Below are 17,362 nucleotides of genomic sequence, written 5' to 3' on the forward strand. Positions count from 1 at the left end.
TTAGGGTGTAGAGAAAGTGTCAGAAAAACAAACCCACAACATAAAAACAATACTCACGTTCATCGTGCCTTCTTTGATTGGCTTGCTACTGTTTATGATGCCAATCAATTATCAAGATGCGCTGACTATCCCTATCGCGATCATCTCAAAAGGACTTCAAAATCTTTTAAGTGACGTTTTAGTCGGTATCGTGACAGCGATTGTTATCTTTACAGCACTAGCTTCATTATTCACAAAAGTATTAAAGCCTAAATTTATTGTTGAACAGCGTTTTCTAAACTCATTATTTAACGTTAGCCCTATCTGGCTAGTCGTACGTGTTCTGGGCGCTATCTTTATTACGCTAACATTTTTCAATGTTGGCCCTGAAGCGATCCGCTCGGGTAGCACTGGTGCATTAGTGCTGAACGATCTACTACCTGTACTGTTTTCAGTATTTTTATTCGCAGGTATGTTACTGCCACTACTACTGAACTTTGGTTTACTAGAGCTGTTAGGCACCATGCTAACCAAAGTCATGCGCCCTATCTTTAACCTACCGGGCCGAAGTGCTATCGACTGCATGGCCTCATGGTTAGGTGATGGTAGTGTGGGTATTTTAATGACCAGCAAGCAGTATGAAGCTCGCTTCTACACCCAAAGAGAAGCTGCTGTGATTGGTACCACCTTCTCAGCAGTGTCAATTACCTTCTCTTTAGTGGTGATCTCTCAGGTTCAGCTAGAACATCTTTTTGTGCCTTTCTACTTAACCGTATGTCTTGCAGGTTTCGTTGCCGCAATCGTGGTACCTAAGCTGCCACCGCTATCATGGAAGAAAGATCTCTATGTAGACGAGACACCACGTCATGCTGATGATGAAACGGTTCCTGCCGGTCACAACGTATTCTCTTGGGGTCTGCACCAAGCACTCACTAAGGCTTCTCAAGCCGGTGGCGTTAAGCACACGCTTGTTGATGGCATGAAGAACGTGGTTGATATGATTTTTGGCGTGATCCCAGTGGTAATGGGTATCGGTACTATCGCGCTAATGATCGCCGAGTTCACCCCAATCTTTGAATATTTGGGTATGCCGTTCATTCCACTACTAGAGCTACTACAGGTTCCTGAAGCCGCGGCAGCATCGAAGACGATTATGGTGGGCTTTGCGGATATGTTTATCCCAGCTATCTTAGCCAGCTCTATCGAATCAGATATGACACGCTTTATCATCGCAACCTTGTCTGTGACTCAGCTGATCTACATGAGTGAAGTGGGCGCGTTACTGATAGGTAGTAAGATCCCAGTTAACTTCCTAGAGTTATTCGTGATCTTCATCTTAAGAACATTAGTAACACTGCCAGTTATTGCGGGTGTGGCGCATCTAATTTTCTAAGCTTGCCCCCAAAAATATAAAAAGGAGCGAATTTTCGCTCCTTTTTTGTATCTGTAATCCTTCCCCGAAGCTCGTCACAAAGTCGACATAAATAGTTCATCCTGTCGTCAATAAGCTCTTTTACGCTAGCGCTAACACATAGTTTCAGTGGCAAACCAATGACCAAGCAGCCAAACACTAAGTCTCAACAAACAACATCTACAGTCAGCCCTATCCATCCGTTTTCAGCGCCTTTGTGTGTCAATGCCCTGTGGTTATCCGACGTTCATTTAGGTAGCAAAGACTGTAAGGCTGAGTATCTGCTACAGCTACTTAAACAAGTCGAAACTGAGTCATTATATCTAGTGGGTGACATCTTTGATGTCTGGGCATTAAAGCGCCGAGTCTACTGGCCTGAATCCCATAACAAGGTATTACAACAACTATTAAAAATGGCGCGTGATGGCACCAAGCTTGTCTATATCCCAGGTAACCATGATGAAATATTAAAGCCATATAGTGGTTTTCACCTTTGGGATCTGTCTATCGCTAACGAATATATTCACACTGGTGTGACTGGCCGAAAATATCTCATGCTACACGGCGATCAGTTTGATTCTGAAGTCTGTGTCGGCCGAGCTTACGCCAAGCTAGGTGACCATCTATATGACCTATTACTACTGCTAAACCGTGGACTTCATAAGGTACGTAATTGGCTTGGCTATCCATACTGGTCGTTAGCCAGCTATATCAAATTACGCATCAACAAGGCTCAACAAGCCATTAACGATTATCAGTCTGCTGTGCTGCGTTACGCAAATAGCAAAGACGTCGATGCTGTGATCTGTGGTCACATCCACCAGCCGGCTCTGAATATTCAAGATAAGATCCTTTATGCCAATGATGGTGATTGGGTGGAGAACTGCACCTTAATCGCAGAATCTAATCAGGGCGACATTCATCTGCTTAAGTGGAACGAAACTACAGCACAGGCCGAAATCATCTGCTGCCACTCTTTTGATGATAACCAGCAAGCACCAAGGCAGCAGCACGTTGCCTAAGCTATTCTACTGAAGGGTTCATAGATAAGTCTCCAAAGTGTCAACTTATCTCAGGACGGGACAGACACTACATAACAAAAAGCCAGTCACTGATGACTGGCTTTTTTATGGTTATGGTTAGACTATAGGTAATTGGAAATCGAAATTAAATCGCCCAACCGCCCATATAGAACACCACCAAACCTAAGGTAATCGCAAGCACACCCGGCTTGAGTTTGCGCCACTCACCGCTACATAGACGGCCAATAACAAGTGTCACAAAGCCTAATAAAATACCAGTGACGATATTACAGCTTAAGATAATAAATACTGCACAGGTCAAGCCTGCCATAGCATCGACTTTATCGTCAAAATCCAGCTTAGTCACATTACTTAGCATCAACAGACCCACATACATTAGCGCTGGAGCCGTTGCATAAGCTGGCACTAGGTAGCTAAGTGGCGCTAAGAACATCATTAGCAGGAACAGCACACCGACGATTGTTGCCGTTAGGCCTGTTTTACCACCCGCAGCAGTACCTGCTGCCGACTCGATATAAACAGCAGCGGGTGCGCCGCCGACTGCGCCAGCAAAGATGCTGCTAACAGAGTCTGAAGTTAATGCCTTACCACCATCGATGATGTTGTCATTCTTATCGAGCAGATCGGCTTGCCCCGCAACCGCACGAATCGTGCCTGTTGCATCAAAAATTGCCGTCATCACCAAGGCTAATACGATAGGCAGAACTACAGGGTTCAATGCGCCCATGATATCGAGCTGGCCGATAAGTGAGTTATCAGACATCAAGTCTGGCAGCGCGAAAAAGCCTTGGAACTTGACGGCAGGATCGAATATTAAACCAAATACCGATAGCGCTATGATCACCACAAGGATGCCACCTGGCATGCCGCGGCGCTCAAGACCGATAGTCGCTGCAAGCCCAATAATCGTCGCAATCACAGGTAGGCTATGAATATCGCCTAGCGCCACAGGCAAGCCTGTATCGTTGGCAACAATCAACTGCACGCTGTTAGTAGCAATTAACAGTAGAAACAAGCCGATACCAATACCCGTACCGTGAGCAATACCTTTTGGCAAGTTAGTCAGTACCCACTGACGCACGCCGGTCACACTCACTAGCGTGAATACGATACCCATCAAGAAGATAGCGCCAAGAGTCACAGGAATAGAGATCCCTTGACCTAACACCATACTAAAAGCGGTGAAAGCGGTTAGCGAAATCGCGCAGCCAATCGCCATTGGCAAGTTCGCCCATAAGCCCATCAGTAATGAGCCAAAGGCCGCAATTAAACAGGTCGCAATAAAGACTGCACCTGTATCAAATCCGGCAGCGCCTAACATATTCGGCACCACAATCACCGAATACACCATGGCTAGAAACGTGGTAAAACCCGCGATCACTTCGCGTCTTAGGGTGCTTCCACGAGCTGATATTTTGAAATAACGATCCAGAACTGAATCGGCAGGAGTAACAGGGGTTGCAAGAGTCTGTTCAGACTTCATAGTAGTAATACCTTTTGATCTCTTAAATATGGTTAACCAATTGAGTTCAATTGGCCACTTGGCTATGGCAGGTAGAGCCCCGACTAAAATATCGGGTGAGAGATCCACTTATGCTATAAATAGACACAAGTGACCTGCGAGCAATATGCCTGGTAAAATTTACTCTTACCAACACAGCCTTTGTTGGCGCGGAGTGTACCGCAATCGAGACAGAGGAAATAGCTCACTGGGAATATTTTTGATTAGTATCAAGAAAAACCTGTCATTAACTTGGGACTTTTTCACTCTAACTTATTTAAAACACAAAAAAGCAGCACCTAAGTACTGCTTTCACACTGCCAACCTAATGCTTATCGGCGGCGATTACTGCCTCCCAAGGCGCGCCTCTTAGCTCTTTGACGCTGAGCCGTTTTGCTATTCTTTCGACTAACAGGTTCGCTCTTGGTTAAGTCCGGCTCAAAACCTGGCAGCCATTGCGGTGCCAAGCGTTTATCTAACACCGTCTCCACCTCTTCAAGCAGTAAGGCATCATCTTCACTATATAGAGTTACCGCTTTGCCCACACTACCTGCGCGCCCAGTACGGCCGATCCGGTGGATGTAATCTTCGGCAATAAAGGGGATCTCATAGTTGACCACGTATTTAAGCTCAACAATATCTAACCCTCTAGCTGCTACATCGGTAGCCACAAGCGCTTTAATCTTGCCCTGCTTAAAATCATTGAGCACCTGTTCTCGAGCACCTTGGCCTAAGTCACCATGAAACGCCTTAGTCTCAATTCCGGTCGCTAACATCTTTTGTGCAATAGTATCGGCGGTCTGCTTCTTGCGGCTAAAAATAAGCACCTGATGCCAGTCATACTTCTTGATTAGATGACAAATCAACTCTGTCTTACGATCACTATCTACGGCATAGACTATCTGCTCAACACTGTCTGCAGCGCTATTGGCTTTATCGACCTCTATTCGTGCAGGTTTATGCAATAGCTTCTTACTTAAATCATAAATTGCCGTGCTAAAGGTGGCCGAAAATAGCGAGGTCTGACGCTTAGCCGGCAGACGCGTTAAGATGGCACTAATTTCATCCATAAAACCCATGTCTAGCATGCGATCGGCTTCATCGAATACTAAGTAGTCAATACTCGATAGGTTCAATGAGCCACGGCGAAGGTGATCTAGCAAGCGTCCCGGTGTCGCGACAATAATATCGCAGCCCGCAGCTAATTTTGTTGCCTGAGCATCAATACTCACACCACCATAGATCACCACGCTAGCAATATCTGTATTAACCGCATACTGGCTAACATTGCCGTTCACTTGCACTGCGAGCTCTCGCGTTGGCACTAAGATAAGCGCAGTGGGCAGTCGGCTAGTCAAACAATCCTCGGCGCTTCTATCGAGCAAGCGTTGCAGTAGTGGCAAGGTGAATGCGGCGGTTTTACCTGTCCCAGTTTGCGCGCTCGCCATGATATCTTGACCGCTTAAAATAACCGGGATAGCCTCGGCTTGAATGGCCGTTGGCTGTTGGTAGCCTTTTTGCGCAAGCACGCGTTGAAGTTTGTCACCTAAGGGGAGAGATGAAAATGACACTGACATTCCTTAACTTGATCCAAGAATCACAATCTAAACAGCTGCAGAGTTTAACAGAAGTCTTCTCTAATAATTAAACATTAAACTGCCACTGAAGTGCTTCTCCTACTATGGGTTATTCCAGCCACCAGCTTTTGTCTATCACCGGGGTGTTAGCTGGTAGGGTAGGATTATCTAAGTAGAACAATTTTCGTTTTGGCAATTGGGCTTGTTTTATCTGCGCTTTATGATGTTTTAAGAATAGCTGCTTAAAAGAGCCATCGTTCAACGCCAGATTAAGGCCTTCCTCTAGTCGCTCTGCCAATAGCGGGTTATTGTTATTAACGAAGAAATACACTGGGTATTCATATTGCAGCGCGATATGCTTATCGATAACCAGATCTGGATAGCGACCTGAATTTTCTCTTTGCTCACGCCAAGCCTCATTCACACCTCTAGGAAAGTAATCGAAGCGTTTAGCGTTAAGCATGGCGAACAGGTTCTGATAAGTGGGCTGCTTTTGCACCGAAATATTATTACTGTCTAAAATAGCCATGTCAGCCCAGTGAAATACAAACCCGGCTTCGAATTGCTGTTTAAATTGCACAAAGCTATCAATTTCTATGCTATCAATTTTTAAGCTATCGTTTTCAGAGCTAGCCACTGCAGCAAAACGTTCAACATTATCTTTATGTATGAGTAGCACCCGTAAACCTAAGATCCCGCGCATGATAGGCACTCTCACAGGAAGAAACTCTTGTTCCCGCTGCTTGGTTGTCGCAAGAAAAACCACATCGATCTCATTATCTTCTAACATAACCAGACCGCGACTTTGAGTGACGACCTGCTCGAGAGGCTCGAGCTTTACCGTGCCATACTTTGATGCCGTTTTCTCAAGTACCAAGTTAAGTAGGGCAATGCGATAATTGAAGCGGGAATCGACCTGAAAATATTTCAGTATCAGCGGTTCTGAAGCCAAGCCTACAACTGTATCTATTGAAACGTCTCCTTTCTCCACAGAAATAGGATTATTTTCGCTAACGGGGTTAAACTCTTCGTTCGCGAACGAGTAACAACTCACTATAGTGAGCATGATAGAGCTCAATAATTTAAGCGACTTACTTCTGCTAATCATCTAATTTTCTTATCACCCAACCTTTCAATATCTTACCATCTCACTATGATGGTCGAATAACCTAATAATTGAAACAGCCATAATAACTCACCAGCAAAGCGGACAAGCTCATTCCCCAGCCCCTTACAGCTATTTGTCTATCCTGCCGTATAATGCCTCAGCGGTTGTTTGATTGTTTTTCGCACTTTTGCTTATACTGTGCTCACAGCATTGATTATAAGAAAAACAATATGGAACTCAGTAAAATAGCTAACATCAGCCTCGCTGCGCTCATCAGCTTACAGGCCTTTGACTCTATTGCTGCAGTTGAATTCTTCGACCCTATTGATGGCTACTTTGATGCTGGCCAATACCTTGCCGAAAACGCCTATGGCTTTTTACCCGTCCCCACCATTATAACTGAGCCGTCTGTGGGTAACGGCATTGCCGTGATGGGGATGTTTTTGCATGAAAGTGCCGAGCAACAACAGGCGCGCAAGGAGCTTGCCACTCACTCTATCGATGGCGGCGCGCAGCTATTAACACCAGGGATCTCGGTTGTCGGCGTTGGCGCAACGGATAACGGCACTAAGATGGCATTTGCGGGCCATAGGCAAACTTGGGCGCAAGATAGCGTTCGCTACCTCGTTGGTGGCGGTTACGGCGACATCAATATGAGCTTTTATAGCCAAAGTGATTTTGCACAAGATTTGTCATTAGATATGAATATGCAAGGCTTCGGTATTATTCAAAAGCTGCAATACCGCATTAACTCAAGCCCGCTGTTTCTTGGGGTATCGCAAAAATATCTTAGCTTAGATTTAAGCAGTCGCCGTGAGTTTGACAATATTCCACCTGAGCTTATAGATAGGCTAACCGATATCATAGATACATCGCCTAAGGTGTCCTCTATTGGAGCGATTGTGGAATACGACAGCTTGAATAATTTCTTTCTCCCCACCAGCGGCTACAATTATCTACTCGAATACGACTGGTTTAGCAAAGATATCGGTAGCGACTACAACTACCAAACGCTTAATGTTAAAGGGCTAAACTATTGGCCTCTATCAAACAGCCTCACCTTAGGTGTAAAACTGCATTACCAAACCATCGACAGTGACGGCCGCCTGCCTATTTTCACCTATCCCTTTATCGATCTACGCGGTATACCGAAGAACCGTTATCAGGGGCAAAATGTCGGCTCAGGTGAAGTGCAAATCATGTGGAAACTCAACCCTCGCTGGATGTTACTCTCATTCGCTGGCAGCGGACTCGCGGGTAAAAGCTCTAGTGATATGTGGGATAGCGAACTGCAAAATGCCTATGGTGCTGGCTTTAGGTACACCATAGCTAGGCGCTATGGCTTACACATGGGAGTCGATGTGGCGCGGGGGCCTGAAGACACGGCTTTGTATATCAATGTCGGCAGCGGATTTTAACGTACTAGAACGCCCCTCCCCTGCCATATAGTTTAGGCGAAACTTATATAGCGTGAAGTGGCTCACAACTCACCAAAAAATCGAAAAACAAAACCGCGTAAACCGCTTAAGATCACAGTTTAACTGAGCAAAAAAACGACAATAGCAATCCGTTTTTCCATGTCTGTTAGGTTTTGCCGTTTCGTGTTCGAATTATCACATCAAGCTTTATTATGGGCTCAAGCCTTAGGCTTTATCTCAATGGCCATTGGCTGGTGGGCTAACTATCAGGAAAATGATCAACAATTATTCTCAGGCAACCTCATCGCTTCTTGTCTCACAGCTATTCACTTAGGCTTACTCGGCAGCACATTGGGTATGTTCAACCAAGTTGTTAATGCTATGCGTTTTGCGACTTGTCGACATAGCTCGAGCCTAGATGGTTATTTAAGGAATATCTTGCCACTGCTATTTTCAAGTATTGCTGTACTACAGGGGTTTGTATGGGCCGAACATTGGAGTGAGTGGTGCGCAGTTGCTAGCGCTGTACTGATGAGTTTTGCCCTATTTCACTTAAAGGGCGGGCACTTACGCTGCGCCATGATGATAAGTAATGTTCTCAGCCTAACCCTTTCAATCCATTTATTATCTTGGTCTGGGATCTTATATCAACTGGTAACACTGGTTATTTTAGCACACGGTTTATTGCCTCAAAAACAAACTGATTTATCCACTGAACAAACCGCTTAAGGCTTACCGTACGATATCGACTAACTGCTTATTAACAGCAAATTTGTTGGCATAGGTATCGCTTAGCGAGTGGTATTAATGATTAGTATTAGCTAGGATTACGCTAAGATTATGATACGAGCGTAGCAACCTACACTCAGTAGGAATACAAGGAATGGTATGGATAAAGTGGATGAAAGAAGGTTATTTTCGCGGTTAATCTTTGCAACTGATGCCAAGCTAATCAACCATGATAGCCAATTTGATTATCAACATCAGAATCACTGGGCAACTAAGCTACTGGATATCAGCCTTAACGGCGCCTTGGTTGAATTACCCCAAGACTTTGACTTTAACGGCACAGAGCTAACGCTGGAGTTTAGCCTGCAAGAGCCTGAAATTAGAGTCGTGATGCTAACCAAGCTCGTTCACAGAGAAAATCAACAGCTTGGCTTAGCGTCTCAATACATTGATGTTGAGAGCATTAGCCACCTGCGCAGGCTTCTAGAACTAAACTTAGGTGATGCCAGTTTACTCGACAGAGAGTTAGAGCGGTTATTCGAGCAAAAGAGTCCCAATATTGAATAGGAGCCCAAGCCCACTGGCTGCGACACTCCCAAGCCTTAAGTAAAAACGCCGCAGTATTGCGGCGTTTTTACAATCAAAGTTTTAGGCGGCCTTCACGCTTAACGTTATCACTCGCTAGTTTATTAACTCCAGCAGTTCATGGATCGTCTTCACCGGAATAATCTTGGCTCCCGAGCCTTCCATCGACTTATGGTAATTACGAAATGGAATATAAATCTCGGTAAAACCATGTTGAATCGCCTCTTTAACTCGCGGAACACCACTGTCAATTGGGCGAACATCCCCATTTAAACTCAGCTCCCCCATGATGCATGTGGTTCTTGGCACCACAAAATCATTCAAACTACTGAGCAGTGCGGTCACTAGGGCTAAGTCGATGCAAGTTTCAGACTCATCAATTTTAAGACCACCGACCAAGTTAAAATAGGTATCGTGGAAAATTTTGGTCTTAGTGTGCTTACGCAATATCCCAGTTAGCATCTTGATACGGTTCATATTCAAACCTACGCAAACTCGCTGCGGAAACTCAGCTTCGGTCTCTGTGGTTAGGCACTGGATCTCGAGTAATAAATTGCGATTGCCCTTACGGATACAGGTAATTGCCGCGCCGGGTGACTCTGTTGTGGAGCCGGAAAGAAATATCTCACTCGGATTATCAACACTTATCATGCCGCGTTCGGTCATCTTAAAAATGCCCACGGTATCGACATCGCCGAAGCGGTTTTTGTTGGCTCGAAGTGTGCGAATTTGGCCGTCGTTACACTCGATATGAGTTAAACAATCGACGATATGGATTAGGGTCTGTGGCCCGGCAGTTTCATTATTCTTGTTAACGTGAGCCACTAAAAACATGGTGACGTTATTTTGCTTACAATACTGAGTGAGAGCCTGGGCACTACTCTTAACCTGTGAAGGCGAGCCCGGACTGCCGTTAGCTAAATCGGTCACAACAGCCTGAATAGAGTCAATAACCGCAAACTTAATCTTCTTCTCTTCAAGTTCGGCAATAATGGCTTCGACACTGGTTTCGGCCATCAGGTACAAGTTGTCTTCATTGCAATCTAGCTTTAGACGGTTAACTCGGTTTTTGAACTGAGATAACGACTCCTCTGCGGTACAATAAAGCGATGGCATTAACTGCGACATACGCGACACCAGATCTGATAAAATCGTGGTCTTACCTGCACCAGGGTCACCAGAAATGATGTTTACCGAACCTGTGGTCAATCCGCCACAAAGCACTCGGTCAAGCTCGCCAATGCCTGTCAGCATCTTTTGCGCTTCAAACTCTTCGATTTCGGTTAACTTTTTCGAACCACCGCCCACAGAGCCAGCATAGCCTGAGACCGAAGCACGAGCAGGTTTTAGCGCCGAAATTTTCAGTTCACTGATGGTATTCCACTCCTGACAGGCACTACATTGCCCCTGCCAACGAGGAAAATCTTGACCACACTCATTACATACATAAGCTGTTTTATTCTTTGCCATAGCTCTTTCTAAATCGTATTAAATCGGTAAAGTAATGCCAATATTGGCCGATACTAATTAAAGATAAGCAGAGTAGTCGACTACTCCCTTGAAAAATGCCTATGAGCCTATCAGCCATTGGCCTTTTTAGCATCCCAAAAGAAGTGATTAATGACGTTACAATTGCATAAAGCCCTCGTTGAACAGTTAAAACCCCTGTTAATGGAACCTGAATTTCCGGAGCTGTTCGATCAGCTTACCGCCGATGAAACCAATTCAACGCGCTTTTTGCTCAAGATGGAACTCAATAGACTGGCCTCTGCCTGCACTCGGCTCATCGATCTCCGTAATAAAACCGAACTCGAGTGTGAGGTGTTTATTTTTGAAGGCCAACAACATTATCTGGACGCCCCCGCCAAAGAAAGATTTTTAGAGGCACTCGCACTTTATCGCGACGAGTATACCTTAGGGGTTTATGAGCAGGTAATAGAAGCGCACAAGCAGCGTATATCGAAGCTACGCCAGTCTAACCAGAATGAAGTCGTTAGCGACGTCTCACCGTTTGTTGCCAAGGCTGTGGTTTTAGGAAGCTACTTCGCCCGTAGCGAAGAGCGGATGAACTACAGCATGCGCATCAATGTCACTCAAGGTCACCATAATTTTAACGGGATCACCGTCGATCTATCTGTGGGCGGCGCGAGGATCCGTATTCCGGCAAAACATGGCCTGCAACCTAAGGTGCCTATTTGCATCAAGCTATTGGAGCTTGGTGAAGAGTACTATCATCAAGATCTACAGCAAGGCGTCGACTATCAAATTGTCGACTCCGAACAGAACCATGAATATTGCTGGCTCAGATTAAAGCGGGTTTCTGGCAGTGAAGCACTGTCACTGATGCTAGAAAAATTGATCCGAGGTTATAAGTTCCGCTACAAGGTCGATGTAAATGATGTACTAGTTACGACAAAAGGGCTGGGGTTTGAACGCCATTACCTGCCTCATCTGCCTCATTTACCGCTATTTATTGAGACGAGAATGAATTCGGACTCGAATGCTCCGCAGCAACTCATCATCAGTCATAAATTACTCAGTCGTGATAACCAAGCTATTAGTGAATATTTCAAAGATGAAGACAATATTTGTCAGCTAAGCAGCTTTCTCACCCCCGCTAGACTGAAGCGCATTATAGACTCTGTTGATGATAGCCAGCACTGTCTGTTCTTCTGCTTCACCTTCACAGCCCAAGGGGCGAAATTCTTTTACTCTGCAAGCTTAGCAGAGTTAAATTCTCGAGATTTGTTAGCACTGTTTTTAAGTTTTGGCGCCGCTAAGCCTAGTTTTAGGGTATTTAAGATTGCAAAACAAGCTGTCGACCATCAACAATCCTATAAAGCCAGTATTTTACCTGGTGATGAAGGCCGCTATTCCGCGCTCACAGAAACCCAGCTAAGTGCTTTTAGCCATGCACTACAAGTCATAGATATGACTCCACTAAAGGCTGATGAGCAGTACCAATGCTGGGCCCAAATAAACCGAGATGCAAAAAATCAAGCCAGTGTTAATGAGTTAAAAATCTTTGGCCAAAAAAAGGTCTCTCAACACAGTATAAAGCTGATCTCGCTGCAGTTTAGTGAGCGACGCAATGAATCCCGCTTTGCCTTTAAAACCGCAGTAATGCTTAGCCAAGGTAAGCAGAGCATGGCCGCAAGCACAGATGATATTTCAAGCCGAGGCTTGAAGCTTAGCGTCACAACACCGGTGAATTTTGATGAAGCTGAACCCATTTTAATCAGCTTCCCTAAATTACAGCCCCTTGCAGGTAAAACCTCATTAGCTTCACTGCCTTACCGATTGATCCGTACCCGTAAAAACGGCATCACCTTACACCTCGCGGCGCAAGTCGGTCACACGCCTCATGTCGGCGTCGAGTTTTTAAATCGATTGATAGAGCATAACCGTGAGAAACTTGAGAAACTCACCGAAAATAACCATAACGTCAAAGAGCTCGCCGATGGCATGAAAAATATCGCCATGCGAAAACTGGCTTCCGTCCCCTACTATCTTGAGCGCACGGTAAAATCGGCTTATATATCGACCCTAGGCATTGGCACCGAACAAAATCATATTGCCAACATCTTTGCCTCTCAAAGCGATAATACATTAGCTTACAATCTGGCTCCTTTGCTTAATGACGGTAAGTTGAAGCGAGACTTCATCACACCCATGCGCTCCATGAAGCCACAAAATGGCTTATCCTATTTTGAAATATTCGTGCAGATCTCCCGTATGTCACAAGGGCAGATAAAAGTGCGCTGCATCAGTGATTGTGATCTGAGAGAACGTTCACAGCAACTTAGCTTTATTCAACGCAGTCAAGAGCTTGGTGAGTTTATGGCGTTAAGGGTGTATCGCGGCGCCACAGGTAAACCTGACTTAAATTACATTCGCCGGGAACGGGAGTACATCAATATTCACTCTCCCCATAAAGGGAAGAAATTAGAAGGGCAGCTTTGGAATATCATTGGAGTGGGCGAATTTTTGAATGTCACCCAAGAGGTCACACTGCGATTTCCTGAGTTACTTTCCTGAGTTACTTTCCTGAGTTACTTTCTAAGTTATTAGAGTTGAGCCGCCGCTAACCAAGTCACGTGTACAGGCAACTTGGCATTATGCAATAACCCTAAGACTTAGGATGCGGCTTGTGTTTTATGACTCTGTACATATAACCCACAACGACTAAGTTAATCATTAACACCGCAGCCGTGACTAGATTAGGTTTAGCGAATAGCTCATAGGCCTCAAATGGCAGATAGATCCCACCACTTAATAATGCAAACCACTCTGTCCACACTAGGCTATGCCATAATCCATAGGCTTCGATAAAACGTACGCCGGCGTAAAGTAAGGCCCCCGCTATCACCAAGTTGATATTAGCCTCTGTCACCTTGCCAGCCTGTGTCATCACCTCCTGCACCAAGTGATTAGCAGGGTTTAAGTGAGAGTGCCGCAGTAACTCTTCCACCACCATCTGAATATCCTGCCCTGCGAGTTTATGCAGTCCAAAGACAACCAATACCGATATAACACCTTTCGTGGCCTCTAGAAGTGCGATGGCTTTTAAGCCTTTGTTAACTGATGACATGAGATCCTTTAGGGCTTGCTATGCAGCTCTCTAGCTATTAAATAGTGTGAACCTTTAATTTTACGCTTTTTTACAATGCTTGAGAGCCTCATTAATTACCTTTAATGATGCACAACCTTCTCTACAATTTTTACCATGATATGCTACTAAGGCTGGCTAATCCCAGCCACAAAGGTGACCAATAAACAGTCTTCCATTAATTAATGATGAACCCAAGATGTATTTTTATTAATGAAAGAGAATAGTTAATTAGCGCAGATAACTCCTGAGGTATAGTGCTAACTAAGGCGATTTATGTCTATAAATCGACGGTGTTTAGCGACGCTTTTGTCACTTATAACACCACGAGTAGCAACTCTCTCAAGCCTCTGCCACATAAGCATTTGCCTTGAGTACTATGCCCCTTTAGGAACACCAACAATGCTAGATTCATTTGTCTCCGTCATTACAGCCCTATGGCAACAAGACTTCGCTTCACTGCAAAGCCCTGGCAGCGCAACCATGATATACGTTTGCGTTTTCACCTTAATCTGGTTAGAGAGTGCATTTCTTCCCGCAGCCCCCATGCCCTGTGATAGTGTTGTGATACTCTCCGGCAGCCTAGCCGCTGCTGGAATCATCAGTTTCCCTACGGTATTTGCCGCTTTAGTCATTGCTGGCGCAACAGGGAGCTGGCTAGCTTTCATTCAAGGTCGATGGTTACACAGACTACCTAAAATACAGCGTTGGATCGATGCCGTACCAGAAAATCGTATGAAAACGGTTGATACTTTACTTAACAAACACGGATTATTAGCCCTGTTTACCGCGCGCTTTATTCCTGTTGTGCGCCCATTATTACCATTAATGATGGGGCTTCATATTAAGAAAGTAACTAGTTTTCACTACTTTGCCTGGTTGAGCGCCGCTATTTGGGTTACGTTACTGCTCGGTTTTGGCTACGCACTATCCTTCCTGCCTGAAAACATCGCGCGGGTCGTCACTATGGCGCTAATCATAGCCCCATTCGTGACGCTAGCTATCGCTATAGTAAGCCTATTGAGCCGCTTTATTATTAAGAAAAGACGGATGAAGAAATTACCGGTCGCAGAGCTCATACAAGAAACGGTGCTTGCAAAGCCAGTCACACCACTAAAGAAAACCGCTAAGTAACTCTTGGCTTCTGGCCCTGTATCTAACAGGGCCAGTTTGAATTCAGCCTGTTATGGCATGCTTTATCTCCAACTATTTATTACCTAATTCCCCTGTTTGATTTCAACCTAGGCCTGTGAGCCGAATCAGCTAAATTATGATTTCGCCAAGCTAGAGCTAGAACCATCGCAAATAATATCCGGCCCTTGCCTCCAAACCGAATACCCAAACTGCATACCAAAGTAAAGCCTGTTAACTCGAATCTGATTTAGATCCACAAAACCACGAGATATAAAAAAACCGTGAGGCATAAGCCACACGGTTTCTTGTTCAGTAACTAATACAGTTGCTCTTCACTGTAGTTCACCCAGCTAATTCATTACGGGCTCAATAAGCTCCACAGCCGATTTTTACTCCAGGTAACGTCTCATCAACTCATAAGCTTGGTTTAACTGCTGAAAATCAGGCTTACCTTCTTTAGGGCGATTGTGTCTATCCATATACTGATAACCGCCTTGGGCGCCAGAAACATGCAAAATACTGCTTTCGTTAACTAAGGCATAATCACTGTAACTTGCAAGAATAAGCCACTTGCGTCTATCCGCATTCTGCTCAAACAAGTTATAGCCAGCTGTATAGTTTTCTGCAGGCCCTGTAGCGCCTAAGTAGTTTTGCATCAGCGTAGGAACTAAATCCATATGGTCAGTAAAGTATTGATTCACTCCAGGCTTAAGATCGGCGCCAAACATGATAAAAGGCACTTTTATTTGAGGGTCGGTAAAATTACCGTTATGTCCCCAAAAATTTTGCTTGTTGTCGTTGATTTCCTGACCATGATCACCGGTGATCACCACTAATGTATTGGCCAACTCTCCCGACTCTTTGAGCTGAGTGAGTACTTTGCCTATCAGTGAATCATTAAAGTTCACACTGGTATTGTAGCGGTTAAGAATTGGCAGCCTATCGGTATCATTATCGATGCTTAAATAATCCATTCGAGACACTTGTGGCTCAAATTTGTTCGGGTAATCCTCTGGAAAATCATATCCATGGGGAGAATCATAGAATAAAAATGAGAACGCTGGTCGCGTAGGATCTTTATGTTTATCCCATTCGAGCCACTGTTGAGTGATCTCAATGTCTCTGCTTGGCTTGGTCTCGCCTTTTGAACGTACTCTTAGATCCGGTACATGAACAAAAACCGTCTCATCAAACTCTGGTTTTAATAGGTGCGCAGAAGAAAAAATACCTAGCTGATAATCCAGCTGCTGCATTCTATCCATAATAATTGGCGATTCGCGATTACGATAAAAACTATGCCAATAGGTGGCTGGTAAGCCATAAAATAAGCCAAATATTCCTGCACGAGTCGCATTACCAGTAGAGTAATGCTGCTTAAACACCTGACCATCTTGAGCGTACTGCCAAATATTTGGGGTTACTTCCGCGCTAAAACTATCGTGACGCCAAGAATCAATCACAATAAAGAGAACGTTAGTGGGCGTGACCTGCTGATAACTTATTGGTGCTAAAGGGTAAGATAAATTTCCCTTATTATCGATTTTCAGCTTATTTTGCTGAGCCAATTCAGCTTCATTCACTAAACCATACTTAAGCATTAACCGGTTGGCTGTCGCGGGGTAAAACAGCGGTAAGAAGCGACTAAAGTTGGTAATTGAATTTACAGCATTAGCACTTGCCCATATATGGATGATGTGCGTAGTAAGCACACACAAGAAAAGTAGGTACGCAAGATAGCGGCCAGCCAGCCTGAGTCGGTTTCCTCCACGAGTCAATATCAACCAATAGAGTCCACATTGCAGCGCTAATGTCAGCAATACCATAGATGCGCCAAACAGGTAATTTGCCACCGAGAACTCGACGATGCCACCGGAGAAAATCATTTCAACCAGTACAGGTTGAATATGAAAGCGATACTGGGCAAAAACCTGAGTATCACCATATAAGGTAATCAGTGCTAAAGTAAAAATAACCGATGTTGATAACAATCTAACCTGAGTCGATTTAATCAAGCTAAGCGGCAAACTAAACAAGCCTAACAGTCCTGCAAGTAAGCCCATCTGCCCAGCTGTAGCAATGACGATATAACTCCAGTCTAGAGAGGTCAGGTTAGCAGGAAGGTAATCCAAGTAACTCACAGATAACACTATAAATATCAAGCTATTGATTAGTGTTAGCACAGCGTGAGATTTCATTCGTGCGCGTAAAGGTAACATTTTCACCATTCCAGCTCGTCTCCCTTACCATACTAGGAAACATGAAAAGCGC

The 17,362-nt window shown here is 44.7% G+C and carries 13 protein-coding genes; 7 read left to right on the forward strand and 6 right to left on the reverse strand.

Annotation, left to right across the window (positions count from 1 at the left end):
- The first annotated feature begins 16 nt into the window (after positions 1–16).
- Both SPEA_RS15940 and SPEA_RS15945 read left to right on the forward strand, forming a co-directional pair.
- Positions 17–1,372 carry a YjiH family protein gene (locus tag SPEA_RS15940; protein ID WP_012156245.1) on the forward strand — a complete coding sequence of 452 codons (1,356 nt, stop codon included), beginning with the start codon at positions 17–19 and terminating at the stop codon, positions 1,370–1,372.
- A gap of 158 nt (positions 1,373–1,530) precedes the next feature.
- A complete protein-coding gene (locus SPEA_RS15945; protein WP_012156246.1) occupies positions 1,531–2,412 on the forward strand; it encodes a UDP-2,3-diacylglucosamine diphosphatase in 882 nt (293 codons plus the stop codon).
- A gap of 145 nt (positions 2,413–2,557) precedes the next feature.
- Here the strand turns inward: SPEA_RS15945 and SPEA_RS15950 are convergent, their stop codons facing one another.
- The 3 genes from SPEA_RS15950 to SPEA_RS15960 form a co-directional block, all read right to left on the reverse strand.
- The gene (locus SPEA_RS15950) at positions 2,558–3,916 is read right to left on the reverse strand and encodes an NCS2 family permease (RefSeq protein ID WP_012156247.1); all 1,359 of its coding nucleotides are present in this window, start codon (positions 3,914–3,916) and stop codon (positions 2,558–2,560) included.
- A gap of 350 nt (positions 3,917–4,266) precedes the next feature.
- Entirely contained in the window at positions 4,267–5,505 is a 1,239-nt protein-coding gene (locus tag SPEA_RS15955; RefSeq protein ID WP_041411576.1) for a DEAD/DEAH box helicase, read from the reverse strand.
- Between the two features lie 115 nt (positions 5,506–5,620).
- Entirely contained in the window at positions 5,621–6,619 is a 999-nt protein-coding gene (locus tag SPEA_RS15960; RefSeq protein ID WP_012156249.1) for a transporter substrate-binding domain-containing protein, read from the reverse strand.
- 230 nt (positions 6,620–6,849) lie between these two features.
- Here SPEA_RS15960 and SPEA_RS15965 point away from each other — a divergent pair, with 230 nt between their 5' ends.
- From SPEA_RS15965 to SPEA_RS15975, 3 genes are all read left to right on the forward strand, one after another.
- Positions 6,850–8,037, forward strand: a complete 1,188-nt coding sequence (locus SPEA_RS15965; RefSeq protein WP_049767978.1) for a BamA/TamA family outer membrane protein — start codon at positions 6,850–6,852, stop codon at positions 8,035–8,037.
- 183 nt (positions 8,038–8,220) lie between these two features.
- Positions 8,221–8,766, forward strand: coding sequence for a YgjV family protein (locus SPEA_RS15970; RefSeq protein WP_150102243.1), 546 nt, complete (start codon positions 8,221–8,223; stop codon positions 8,764–8,766).
- Between the two features lie 168 nt (positions 8,767–8,934).
- Complete coding sequence (locus tag SPEA_RS15975; RefSeq protein WP_041411579.1) at positions 8,935–9,333, forward strand: PilZ domain-containing protein; 399 nt, start codon at positions 8,935–8,937, stop codon at positions 9,331–9,333.
- 114 nt (positions 9,334–9,447) lie between these two features.
- Here SPEA_RS15975 and radA read toward each other — a convergent pair whose 3' ends face one another.
- On the reverse strand, positions 9,448–10,821 hold the full coding sequence (gene radA, locus SPEA_RS15980; RefSeq protein WP_012156253.1) for a DNA repair protein RadA: 1,374 nt from the start codon (positions 10,819–10,821) through the stop codon (positions 9,448–9,450).
- A 150-nt stretch (positions 10,822–10,971) separates the two neighbouring features.
- Between radA and SPEA_RS15985 the strand changes: the two genes are divergently transcribed.
- Positions 10,972–13,389: a PilZ domain-containing protein gene (locus SPEA_RS15985; protein ID WP_012156254.1), complete on the forward strand. Its 2,418-nt coding sequence runs from the start codon at positions 10,972–10,974 to the stop codon at positions 13,387–13,389.
- Positions 13,390–13,480: 91 nt separating this feature from the next.
- Here SPEA_RS15985 and SPEA_RS15990 read toward each other — a convergent pair whose 3' ends face one another.
- Positions 13,481–13,942, reverse strand: a complete 462-nt coding sequence (locus SPEA_RS15990) for a DUF2127 domain-containing protein (protein WP_012156255.1) — start codon at positions 13,940–13,942, stop codon at positions 13,481–13,483.
- Between the two features lie 420 nt (positions 13,943–14,362).
- On the opposite strand from SPEA_RS15990, the gene SPEA_RS15995 reads away from it, so the two are divergent.
- Complete coding sequence (locus tag SPEA_RS15995; RefSeq protein ID WP_012156256.1) at positions 14,363–15,094, forward strand: DedA family protein; 732 nt, start codon at positions 14,363–14,365, stop codon at positions 15,092–15,094.
- 389 nt (positions 15,095–15,483) lie between these two features.
- Here the strand turns inward: SPEA_RS15995 and SPEA_RS16000 are convergent, their stop codons facing one another.
- Positions 15,484–17,319 (reverse strand): DUF3413 domain-containing protein, encoded by a 1,836-nt coding sequence (locus tag SPEA_RS16000; RefSeq protein ID WP_012156257.1) that lies wholly within the window; start codon positions 17,317–17,319, stop codon positions 15,484–15,486.
- Positions 17,320–17,362: the final 43 nt, after the last annotated feature.

It is taken from the genome of Shewanella pealeana ATCC 700345 (genome assembly GCF_000018285.1).
GTDB lineage: Bacteria > Pseudomonadota > Gammaproteobacteria > Enterobacterales > Shewanellaceae > Shewanella > Shewanella pealeana.